Source organism: Candidatus Saccharimonadales bacterium (genome assembly GCA_035945435.1).
In the GTDB taxonomy this organism is placed as follows: domain Bacteria; phylum Patescibacteriota; class Saccharimonadia; order Saccharimonadales; family DASZAF01; genus DASZAF01.
On the sequence record DASZAF010000021.1, the window covers coordinates 1 to 11,424 of the forward strand.

Sequence of the window (11,424 nt, forward strand, 5' to 3'; positions counted from 1 at the left end):
CAAAGTTGATAATCTTGAAGCGGATTGGTTCTACATCTCAAGCCTGGCTGGCAGTATGGAGACTTTGGAGGCACTCGTCAGCTACGCTGCCGAGAACCACATCAAAGTCGCTTTCAATCCTGGCAAGGATGAACTCGCCCAGCCGGCTAAGCTTAAGGGACTTCTCGACGATATAGAAGTTCTTCAGTGCAACAAGGAGGAGATGGCGCAGATCGTAGAGGGCAGTACGCCCGAAGAGCTTGCCCAACACGCCGCACACTACGTTCCGTTCGCAGTTGTTACCGACGGCCCGAAGGGCGTTGCAGCGGTCGGTGAAGGCAAGCTAGTCGTAGGCGGTATGTACGAAGACGCGCCTGTTGTCGATCGTCTCGGCGCAGGAGATGCTTTCTGTTCGGGAGTCATAGCCTACTTGGCTCAGGGGCGAAGCTTAGAGGACGCCATCGTCTTTGGTAGCGCTAACTCTACATCTGTCGTCGGTCACATAGGCGCTAAAACAGGCATACTCAAACGTGACACCGAACTACATGATATGCCACTGAAAGTAACACCATTTCGCTAGATCATGGTAGGCTAAACATAAGGAAGATTAAACGAGTGGGCACCGATAAACAACATACGACCATACAGGCACTTCTTGATGCTCAAGAACCCTTGTTTAAACGAGCGATTGCTCAATTAGAAGATGCCAGCGGGCGCCAAGGAGCCGATCTCAAACTTCAAGCCCGAATCATTGAAAAGGCACATGCCGCTATTGCTGAGCTTGGCCTTGATCCACAGGATACTTCCGGACCTGAGCTTTACCAGGCTTTAAAGAATTTGGTGCACAGTAATGACGAACATCTTGCCAAGTCGATTGGTGGAAAGAACGCTGACGACATTCAAGAGTTATTGCCTTTAATGAAAAAGGCTGTTGAGAAAGCCCACATACCGAGGAGATGCTGGGTCCTCAAGCACTCTGTAGCTAAGGAGTTCCTGCGCAAAACGCCACCTCCACATATTATGAAAATACTCGGCTACAAGGATATAAACCTTATGCTGCGAAAAGAGCCGCTTGCAGAAGTTTACGGAGCTCTTCGTTTTGCTGAAGGCCCGGAGTGGCTTAATCGATTCGATGCACACTATGAGACTGTAACGCCAAAGGACTTTGAGACACGTGATATCGAAGTTGTTGTGATGCCAAAAGAGCGCTGGGGCGATATAGCGGCTCACTTTATTGAAAAGAAACGACACAACATCACACATCTTAAGGAGCTCGGGGTGGTCATGATGTTGCCCATTAAGGCGGAGAGGTTGCCAGGCATAACCATCTCGGCAATGCCACTTTTATTCCACTACCATAACGAGATCCGACTCTATAGCGCCTACTTTAAGCTCATGCAAGTGAAGCGAAACTTTGGCAAAGTGTTTTCAGACACGCTGATAGCCGATCCCGATCTTGGTCCTATCATGGCTGGCCAACACATTCACTGGCGCGTCATCCAGCGCTACTTCGGCAGACATGACAATAATGAGCACCCCGAAATCTTTCAGCCACATGTCCAACCAGAGGATCTTCACTGGCGCAAAGCAGAAGAATCGATGTATGAGATCGATCCAGAGCTTAAGTTTTGGAAGGATATGGATTATGTCGGACTGATGTTCGGGGATCGTCCGCTCTCTTTCAATTTGATTGACAATTCCTTTGCCTACAGTAACGACACACCGTATGAATTTAGAGTTATCTATCACTTCCGCGAGAGCCTCTGGAATGAGGTATTCGTCAGTTACATGGGTATGGGTGATCTTAAAGATCAGGTCCTTGAACAGCTCGATAATTCGATGATCCGACCAGAGGATTTAAAGCCGTCAAAATAAAGAGGTGATATCTGATGAGCCGTTACCAAATCTGTATTTCCGGAGCCCACTCAGGTGATACCATCGAGTACGCCCACCAGTTAGCATATGACCTTGGCAAAGCGATCGCAGAAGCTGGTCACACCACGACGACTGGGGCAACGATCGGCCTGCCGCGTTATGGTGCGAGAGGCGCAAAAGAGAATGGTGGCTTATCGGTTGGCTTCTCGCCGGCCAGTAGTTATCGTGAGCATGTTCACACCTACCGTCTGCCAACGAAAGAGTTCGACTACATCAACTTTACAGGCATGGACTATGTAGGGCGGGACGTCTACCTCGTTCGTTCAAGCGACGCACTGATAACTGTTGGGGGTGAAGTAGGCAGCTTGCACGAGTTTTCAACCGCCGTAGAGAGCCATAAGGTCATTGCTGTCTTGCTCGGAAGTGGGGGTCTGGCTGACTTTCTGCCCACCCTTATTGATCGCCTAAGAGTTCCTCATAAAGAAAAGATCATCTTTGACACGGATGCCCAGCGTATCGTCAAGCGAGTCATAGAGGCTCTTGATAAGGAATATGCTGACTTCAAAGACCAGCTCGCCGGTGACGTTGAAGAGAAACCGACAAATAGAAAGCGTGGCGGTTAACTAACTTTTACCCTCTCTAGGAGAAGCCTGGGTTGGCAGCTGTGATCTAAAAGTGGGCAACTCTTCCACCCTTATCTACACCTCTTACTGTATAACGTCACGGTACTCCTCGGTGCTTTTCTGCTATGCTTAAGTTTAATAAGGAGGCATCAATGGCGCAGGATTGGGATTTTACAGGCCTACGCGCACTCTATATCAACTGCACGCTTAAGAAGAGCCCTGAGGTTAGCAATACCGAAGGTTTGATTAAGATAAGCCGGCACATCATGGAGAAGCATGGGGTTAAGACGGAACTATTGCGTGCTGTCGATCACCAGATAGCGACCGGTGTTTACCCAGATATGCGAGAACATGGCTGGGAGGTAGACGAATGGCCAGAGATATACAAAAAAGTCATGGCGGCAGACATTCTTGTTATCTGTGGGCCAATCTGGCTCGGTGATAACAGTTCCGTGACTAAACGCGTCATTGAGCGTCTCTACGGCAACTCGAGTCTACTCAACGATGCCGGTCAATATGCCTATTATGGTAAAGCTGGTGGATGCTTGATCACCGGCAATGAAGATGGTATAAAACACTGCGCGATGAACGTGCTATATAGCCTGCAGCATCTGGGCTACACCATTCCTCCTCAGGCTGACGCTGGGTGGGTAGGTGATGCAGGTCCCGGCCCGAGCTATCTTGACCCGGGCTCAGGTGGCCCCGAAAATGACTTTACAAATCGTAATACTACATTTATGAGCTGGAACCTTATGCACATCGCTAATATGCTCAAGAAAGCAGGTGGTATCCCCGCATATGGTAACGAACGAAGTAAATGGGATGCAGGTACGCGCTTTGATTTTGAAAACCCAGAGTATCGCTCGTAGCCTGTAGGGTGTATTACTTGGTACAATGACAGGCGTGGATCAACATTTTCACTTATCCAGTAGCTATAAGCCGACTGGCGACCAGCCGCTAGCGATTACCGAGCTGACCCAAGGTCTTGAAAAGCCGACCAGAGAGCAGGTATTGCTCGGTGTGACTGGTTCGGGCAAAACCTTCACTATGGCCAATATCATCGAGAAAGTTCAGAAGCCCACTCTTGTCGTCAGTCACAATAAGACGCTTGCCGCTCAGCTATATGGCGAATTCAGACAATTTTTTCCCGACAACGAGGTGCATTACTTCGTCAGCTACTTTGACTACTACCAGCCCGAGGCATACCTACCGTCAACTGATACTTATATCGAAAAAGATTCCAAGATCAATGAAGAGATCGATCGACTGAGACACGCGGCTACCGGTTCACTTTTATCCCGGCGGGACACGATCATCGTAGCGAGCGTGAGCTGTATTTATGGTATTGGCTCGGTTGACGATTATGGCTCAATGGCGATTCGTCTCAAAGTTGGCGAGAAGAGGCGAGAGGATAAGTTCATTCGTCACTTAACTGATATCCAATATCATCGTAATGACATCGATTTTCGCAGATCGACCTTTAGAGTTAGGGGCGACGTTGTCGATGTCTTTCCGGCTGGGGATGAGTCGGCACTAAGAATCGAGTTCTTTGGTGATGAAGTCGAGAGGATCACACGTATAAACCCACTCACAGGAGAAATACTAACGGAGCCAAAGGAGATTACTATCTATCCTGGCTCCCACTATGTCACTCCCAGAGAGAAGCTTGAAGTGGCTATTGGTAAGATCCGTAATGAGCTCGAACAGCGCCTCGCTTACTTCAATGAGCATGGTAAACTCCTCGAAGCTCAGAGACTTCAGCAACGCTGTAAGTTCGATCTAGAGATGCTTGAAGAGACTGGTTTCGTCAAGGGCATTGAGAATTACTCGCGCTACTTGACTGACCGTGAACCAGGCGAACAGCCGGCTACACTTCTCGATTACTTTCCAGATGACTTCCTGATGTTTATCGACGAGTCGCACATGACCATCCCGCAAGTACGCGGCATGTATAATGGCGATCGAGCTCGAAAGGAGGTTCTCGTCGAGCATGGCTTTAGGCTACCGAGCGCATTAGATAACCGCCCCTTAACATTCAGCGAATTTGAGCGTCACATAAATCAAGTCATCTATGTCTCAGCTACACCGGCAGAGTACGAGCTCTCGAGAGGGGGTAAACCAGTCCAACAGATCATCCGTCCGACAGGATTACTTGATCCGCCGATTGTCATCAGACCAACTAAGGGCCAGATCGATGATCTCATGGCAGAGATCAAGGAGACGGTAGACAAACACCAGAGAGTTTTAGTCACGACCCTGACTAAGCGTATGGCAGAGGATCTAGCCGAATACTTAAGCGAGGCCCACATCAAGGCCCAGTACCTCCATTCTGATGTCGACACACTTGAGAGAACGGATATCTTGCGGGATCTGCGGCTTGGCGTTTACGACGTGCTTATCGGCATCAATCTTCTTCGAGAAGGCATCGATCTACCCGAGGTTAGTCTTGTCGTAATTCTTGATGCAGACAAGGAAGGCTTTCTCAGATCAACACAAGCTCTCGTGCAAACAGTTGGTCGGGCAGCCAGGCACCGTGACGGGCATGTCATCATGTACGCAGATAGCATAACCGACTCCATGAAGCAGACGATTGACGAGACGGAGCGCAGGCGAGCCATTCAGAAAGCTTACAACGATGAGCACGGCATCACCCCCACTGGCGTTGCAAAAGAGGTCGACGAGGGTCTGCGCGCTATTGTGCCGAAACAGGATGGGAAACAGGGCCTAGATCTTAGAAAAGTACCAAAAGAAGACTACCAGCGCCTGATCGATGAGTTGACTACAGAAATGGAGTTCGCGGCCGCCAACTTACAATTTGAAAAGGCCGCCGAATTGAGAGATCTGATAAAAGAAGTGGAAAGTAAGCTTTAGCATATACTTTACAACCCTGCATATCTAGCGTTATCATAAATTGCAACAGGAGGGAATAAATCTATGAGTGCCGCACAATCAGCAAGTAAGGGGAAGACCGCATCTGGTTTGCCAATGAAGCTACCAACGTGGCTCTCCAAGACGAACTTTTATATCTTCGAGTACGCCATAGGCTTACTGGCGCTCCTCGTCGCAGCATTGCTTCTCGACCGCGCATTATATGTACTGTTTCAATATATTAATGATCGATCGACGGTAGAGAATCTTGGTGAAGTAGCCGTACATACGGTTGGGCTAGCAGTCGTCTGGCTACCGCTGGCAATGGTCCTCTATCTTCGGACGCGTAGCCAGGAACAGGCTCAACGCTCACTTGAAGAGAATAAGCTCCGCCGCTTCTTCTATTTCGTCTTCATGACCGTTATCGTTATATCGACAGCCGTTTTCGCTTACTTTGCCATAAGAGGGCTGCTTCTCTGGATCTTCGACGCTCAGTTACCTCGTGAAGCTCTTGTCGGCCTCTTTCTGCCTGCACTCCTCTCGGCAGTCGTCGGCAAGGCGATTATCTGGCAGACGATGCAAGTTAATAACCAACTGACGACACAGCGCTTTGTCCGTTATTTCGGGGGCATAGCCGTCATCGTTTTCGTTCTACTGTTTGCAGTTGGTCTCGGCAAGGCGCGAGACTCGGTTATCGACAACCAAACGAGTACCGATCTCGCACAGATTGCCACCTATGTAAACAACTACGCAAACGCTCAGGGTGCAATGCCGACGAGTCTGGCCAGCTTGAATCTTCCAAACTCCGTCTTAGTTCGCGGCAATAAATACGGCTACAGCTATGCAGCGACTGGAAATGGTGAGTTCAAAGTCTGCGGTGACTTCAAGGCGGCAAGCGCTGGTACAGGCAAGATTAATGAGGGACCGGACTTCAAGCTACACGGCGCAGGCTTCCAATGCTTCACCTTGGCTGTTGGGCAGACAAACTCAAGCTCTCAGAACCTACAATCCGAGCTTCAAGCTCTTGGGTCACAGGGTGCCGCATCGACAGGTGCCATTACCCAATAAATAAATCCGACTGGCAGTAAGTTGCCGTCCCCGTATACTCTCAGGGACGGCATTTGCTATAATTGGCTAAACCATGGCAGATATTACAGAAGATGAAGTGCGAAAACTCGCACGTCTCGCTCGAATTACGCTAACCGATGACCAGGTGAGCGCCTTTATGAACGAGATCAGTGCGATCCTAGGTTATGTAGAGCGCCTTGAGAGTCTTGACCTTGAAGACACTGAACCGACCTACCAGGTGACCGGCATGACCAACGTGATGCGAGACGACGTTGAGGTTGACTATGGTACCGATCAATCTGCACTCATGAAAAACGTGCCCACAAAAGAAGAGGGAAGTATTAAAGTGAAGCGGGTACTGTAGTATGCGGTCCAGAATAGATCCGATCGTCAGTGATGTCAGCTCTGGCAAAAAAAGTGTTACCCAAATTGTCGAGGACACCCTTACAAGAATCGAAAAAGCTAGCGAGTATCATGCGGTTTTAGAGACGGCTCGTGAGCGCGCCTTGCAGAGAGCTGGAGAGCTTGATCGAAAAATTGCCGATGGCCAGGATGTTGGTCGTCTGGCAGGCGTTACTTTCGTAGTTAAGGACAACATACTCACTTTTGGCACAAAGACGACTGCTTCAAGCAAAATCTTAGATAACTTCGAGGCTCCGTATCAGGCGACTGTCATCGAACGACTTGAAGCCGAAGGCGCCATCATGGTTGCTAAGACAAACCTAGACTCATTCGCACATGGTTCTTCTACAGAAAATAGTGCGTTTGGACCAACCCACAATCCTCACGATAAGGAACGTGTCCCTGGTGGAAGCTCTGGTGGTTCTGCGGCGGCCGTAGCGCTTGATCTCGTGCCGTTTGCGCTCGGGACAGATACAGGTGGCTCAGTCCGACAACCGGCTGCTCTATGCGGTGTTGTCGGTTTCAAGCCAACATTTGGAGCCGTCTCACGCTACGGCGCAGTTGCAATGGCTAGTTCGACTGATGTTATCAGCCCACTAACACACAGTATCGGTGACGCCCGCATCATATTAGATATTATGGGAGGTCAAGACACGATGGACAGCACCTCCCACACAGTCGACACCAAGAAAGGGCAGACTGATCTAAAATCCCTTCGCGTCGGAGTTATCAAGCAGAATATGGGCGCAGGTGTCGATCCTGAGGTTCTAGGGGCAGTCAACAAGGCTATCGATAAGCTGAAAGTTGCCGGAGCAATGATTGAAGAAGTTGACATGCCCATACTGGACCTTGCTTTGGCGATCTACTACATTGTTGTGCCTGCGGAGGTCAGTTCGAATCTCATGCGCTACGATGGGATCAAGTTTGGTCACACGGCGAATGGCCAGTTCAAAAGTATTGAAGAGTACCAGAGCATGACTCGATCAGAAGGATTTATGCCAGAGAACGTACGGCGAATCATGATCGGCACGTACGTTCTCTCTTCGGGTTACTACGATGCGTACTACAAACGCGCCCTCCAGGCTCGCACGCTGCTTATCCGAGATTTTGAAGAAGCATTCAAGAAGTACGACGTGCTCATAAGCCCAACGACACCCACTACAGCTTTCAAACTCGGTCAAAATACCGACGATCCGCTCAAAATGTACCTGGCAGATGTTATGACGGTCGGCATGAACCTTGCCGGACTGCCAAGTGTTAGTATTCCAGCTGGTAACGATAGTAGTGGGCTACCGATCGGCGTGCTGCTTTCGGGGGCACAGAAAGACGATGCATCAGTACTTGACATAGCCGAGTGGCTAGAAGGAGATGAGTAGAATGACTCTCGCTTCAGCCTTAGATCTATATGAAGTTACCGTTGGTATGGAGTGCCATGTCCAGCTCAAGACAAAGACCAAACTTTTTAGCGGTGCGGACAACGATGCCAGAGATAAATCTCCGAATACCGTCGTTTCACCGATCTGCTTCGGACTACCCGGCACACTGCCAGTTCTTAACCGACATGCGATCGAATTAGCAGTTCGCGCAGGAGCAGCCTTAAACGCCAAAGTCGCAGAAGTCAGTAACTTCGATCGAAAACATTATTTTTATCCTGACCTACCCAAAGGCTACCAGATCACTCAGCTAGATCGTCCTATCATCGGGAAAGGTGAAATAGAAGTGCCGTTCAATGGAGGAAGCTTTACGGTCGGTATCACCAGAGCCCATATGGAAGAGGATGCCGGGAAACTTGTCCATCCGCCGGGGGCAGATTACAGTCTCGTCGACTATAACCGAGCCGGGACGCCACTCATCGAGATCGTTTCAGAGCCTGATATACATAGTGCTGCTCAAGCACGAGCTTATGTCCAGGAACTGTGGCTTCGCATGATGTACTCAGGCGTTACAGAAGGAAACCTATACTATGGCAACATGCGGTTCGACGTTAACGTATCCGTTGCTAAGAAAGGTTCGGGTGTGTTAGGTACACGCACCGAAACTAAAAATCTCAACTCATTCAGAAGCGTTGAACGCGCTGTCGACTTCGAATTTCGACGCCAGGTTGACTTGGTGGAGAAAGGTCAGAAGATCGTCCAGGAGACGCGCGGCTTCAATGACGCAACTCAGAAAACGTTCAGCCAACGCACCAAGGAAGACGCAGACGATTACAGGTATTTCCCAGAGGCAGATATCCCGCCCGTCGTGTTGACAAGAGAGCATATTAGAGAGATCCATGACGAAGTCGCAACTTTGTTACCGGCTGCAATTCGTGCACGTCTGTCGTCACGTGGCCTCAAGCCCAACGAGATCGAAACACTACTAGAGGCCGACGCAGTACTTCAGGGCCGCGGGTATATCAAGCTTATCGATGAGACCGAGGATGAGGTCGTTCGCTTTGTTGTTAACTGGATTCTGAACAGGGATATTGCTTCGAAAGCTAGCGACCACGATGAAAAAGACGTTATGGCTGCATCCGCTCTTCCAACAGCTGTTCAGTTGTCAGATGTATTTCGCATGTACAAGTCCGGCAAGATAAGCTCAAACAACTCAGATGAGCTGATAGGCCATCTAGCGGGACACGATGAGCTGATGGCTGAATCACTCGCCGATGAAAAAGGTATGTTGCAGGTGAGCGACAGCAGCGAGCTGGAGAAGATTATCGATCAGGTTCTTAGTAACCAGGCCAGTCAGAAAGCCGTCGCCGACATTAAGGCGGGAAAGATGAATGCTATCGGATTCTTGGTTGGCCAGGTCATGAAAGAATCAAGAGGGACGGCTAACCCAGGAGTGGTGAGCGAGCTCGTACGCAAAAAGCTACTTAACAGCTAGGAGGGATCCATGAAACTGCCGACAAAGGCAATTGTCGCGGCTGCCGGTTACGGTACCCGTTTTCTGCCTCAAACTATTGCGATGCCAAAAGAGATGCTGCCAATAGTTGATAAACCTGTCATTCAGATTATCGTCGAACAGCTAGTTGCTGCCGGCGTGACCGACGTTATCATCGTCACCGGCTATACCAAACGGGCAATCGAAGACCACTTTGATGTCCCCGCAGAACTAGCTAATGAACTGGAGACGAAAGGCAAGACTGAGCTTCTAGAAGAAGTACGAGCCATAAGTAACCTGGCCAACTTCGCCTATGTCAGGCAAAAAGGCTCGCCAAAAGGCACGGCACGGCCTGTTCTTAGCGCAAAGCATCTGCTCAATAAGGACGAGCCTTTCTTCGTCACGTTCGCAGATGACTTCTTTCGCTCAGACATACCTGAGCCTGTTCAGCTCCTCGATGTCTATAGGCGAACAAGAAGCACTGTAATCGCTTTTACCGAAGTTCTTGAAGAAGAGACCCATCGATATGGTATAGCTGATGTTGCCGAGCATCTAGATGAGCGGACTATAAAACTGAAGTCGCTCGTAGAAAAACCACCACAGGGCAAAGCCCCATCCAATTTCGCGGTAACTGGTCATCACATTCTAACCCCCGATATTCTGCCCCTCCTTGAGAAAGAGGTTGTCGGTACAGGGGGCGAGATTGTCTTGACTGAACATATCTCCGAGTTCATGAAGAAGTCGCCGGTCTACGGCTGCATCGTTGACGGAGTCTGGCATGATACGGGTAATAAATCACGCTACTTAGAAGCTGTCATTGATCTAGCTCTGACCGATCCTACAGTCGGACCAGAACTCCGGAATTATCTTGATCGGCGGCTCAAGCAGAAGGATTGATTTGGTGGTATCATAGGTTAAACGTCGGCACAATAAGGAGAAGCCATGACAGGATTTGATCTTTTAGCCATTATCCTCAGTATAACTCTAGCCATCTTCCTGATCTTAGCCATCATACTAACCATCTACTTGATACGGATTGTCCGTCAGGTGCAAACGGTCATGAATCAGGCCGAGAGCACAGTGGATCTTATCAAGTCATCTGTTAAATCACTGACAAGTGTCGGCATCCCACGCAGCGCGTTCCGCTTTTTTACAGAGTTACTCTCGAAGAAGAGTGAGATGCACAGTAAGGGCAAAAAATCTAAATAATAGGAGGGGATCTACATAAAATGGCCCAGAAAAAGAAAGTTGGTGATGGTGGGGGAAAGAAGTTCCTACTTGGAGCAGTGGTAGGTGTAGTTGCCGGAGCAGTAACAGCTCTACTAACCGCCCCGAAGAGTGGCAAGGAGACCCGAGCTGTCATCAAAGAGAAGGCGACTGATCTCGGCCAGGATGCTCTTCGTGATGCTCGTAAGCTTGAAGGAGAACTCAACAAGCGAATCTCCGAATCAAAGAAGGCTCTACCACATCTAACAGGCGAGGCGAAGACCGAGCTTGAAACCTTGCTGAAAGGCGCCGTGACCGCTAAAGGGCGTGCCCTGAAGGCAATCGATTCGCTCAAGAAGGGTGGAAAGACAAAACTCGACGAGACACTCGTCAAGGAACTAGAGACTGTTATCTCTAATCTTGAAGAGGTTGAACGTAAGGTTAGCAAAGCGCCAAAGGCAAAACACTCAAAATAGGTTATGACGAAAGGGGCGAGAGGGGCACATTAGGTGCCCCCTTTGCGTGCTATAATAGATGT

12 protein-coding genes are annotated in these 11,424 nt (G+C 49.4%); all 12 read left to right on the plus strand.

Features of this window, described 5'->3' with window-relative positions:
• Positions 1 to 559, plus strand: a 559-nt coding sequence (locus tag VGS28_02600; GenBank protein ID HEV2412675.1) for a carbohydrate kinase family protein, incomplete at its 5' end; no start/stop codon positions are given.
• Between the two features lie 35 nt (positions 560 to 594).
• Positions 595 to 1,854: a hypothetical protein gene (locus VGS28_02605; protein ID HEV2412676.1), complete on the plus strand. Its 1,260-nt coding sequence runs from the start codon at positions 595 to 597 to the stop codon at positions 1,852 to 1,854.
• Between the two features lie 14 nt (positions 1,855 to 1,868).
• Positions 1,869 to 2,477, plus strand: a complete 609-nt coding sequence (locus VGS28_02610) for a hypothetical protein (protein ID HEV2412677.1) — start codon at positions 1,869 to 1,871, stop codon at positions 2,475 to 2,477.
• A 125-nt stretch (positions 2,478 to 2,602) separates the two neighbouring features.
• Positions 2,603 to 3,346, plus strand: a complete 744-nt coding sequence (locus VGS28_02615) for a flavodoxin family protein (protein HEV2412678.1) — start codon at positions 2,603 to 2,605, stop codon at positions 3,344 to 3,346.
• Positions 3,347 to 3,380: 34 nt separating this feature from the next.
• On the plus strand, positions 3,381 to 5,348 hold the full coding sequence (gene uvrB, locus VGS28_02620; protein HEV2412679.1) for an excinuclease ABC subunit UvrB: 1,968 nt from the start codon (positions 3,381 to 3,383) through the stop codon (positions 5,346 to 5,348).
• Positions 5,349 to 5,411: 63 nt separating this feature from the next.
• Positions 5,412 to 6,413 (plus strand): hypothetical protein, encoded by a 1,002-nt coding sequence (locus tag VGS28_02625; GenBank protein ID HEV2412680.1) that lies wholly within the window; start codon positions 5,412 to 5,414, stop codon positions 6,411 to 6,413.
• A 73-nt stretch (positions 6,414 to 6,486) separates the two neighbouring features.
• The gene (gene gatC, locus VGS28_02630) at positions 6,487 to 6,777 is read left to right on the plus strand and encodes an Asp-tRNA(Asn)/Glu-tRNA(Gln) amidotransferase subunit GatC (GenBank protein HEV2412681.1); all 291 of its coding nucleotides are present in this window, start codon (positions 6,487 to 6,489) and stop codon (positions 6,775 to 6,777) included.
• 1 nt (position 6,778) lies between these two features.
• Positions 6,779 to 8,191, plus strand: a complete 1,413-nt coding sequence (gene gatA / locus VGS28_02635) for an Asp-tRNA(Asn)/Glu-tRNA(Gln) amidotransferase subunit GatA (protein ID HEV2412682.1) — start codon at positions 6,779 to 6,781, stop codon at positions 8,189 to 8,191.
• Complete coding sequence (gene gatB / locus VGS28_02640; GenBank protein ID HEV2412683.1) at positions 8,184 to 9,683, plus strand: Asp-tRNA(Asn)/Glu-tRNA(Gln) amidotransferase subunit GatB; 1,500 nt, start codon at positions 8,184 to 8,186, stop codon at positions 9,681 to 9,683. Before gatA ends, gatB begins: the two co-directional genes overlap by 8 nt.
• Before the next feature lie 9 nt (positions 9,684 to 9,692).
• A complete protein-coding gene (locus VGS28_02645) occupies positions 9,693 to 10,577 on the plus strand; it encodes a UTP--glucose-1-phosphate uridylyltransferase (GenBank protein HEV2412684.1) in 885 nt (294 codons plus the stop codon).
• 45 nt (positions 10,578 to 10,622) lie between these two features.
• A complete protein-coding gene (locus VGS28_02650; GenBank protein ID HEV2412685.1) occupies positions 10,623 to 10,889 on the plus strand; it encodes a hypothetical protein in 267 nt (88 codons plus the stop codon).
• A gap of 20 nt (positions 10,890 to 10,909) precedes the next feature.
• The gene (locus tag VGS28_02655; protein HEV2412686.1) at positions 10,910 to 11,362 is read left to right on the plus strand and encodes a YtxH domain-containing protein; all 453 of its coding nucleotides are present in this window, start codon (positions 10,910 to 10,912) and stop codon (positions 11,360 to 11,362) included.
• Positions 11,363 to 11,424 lie beyond the last annotated feature (62 nt).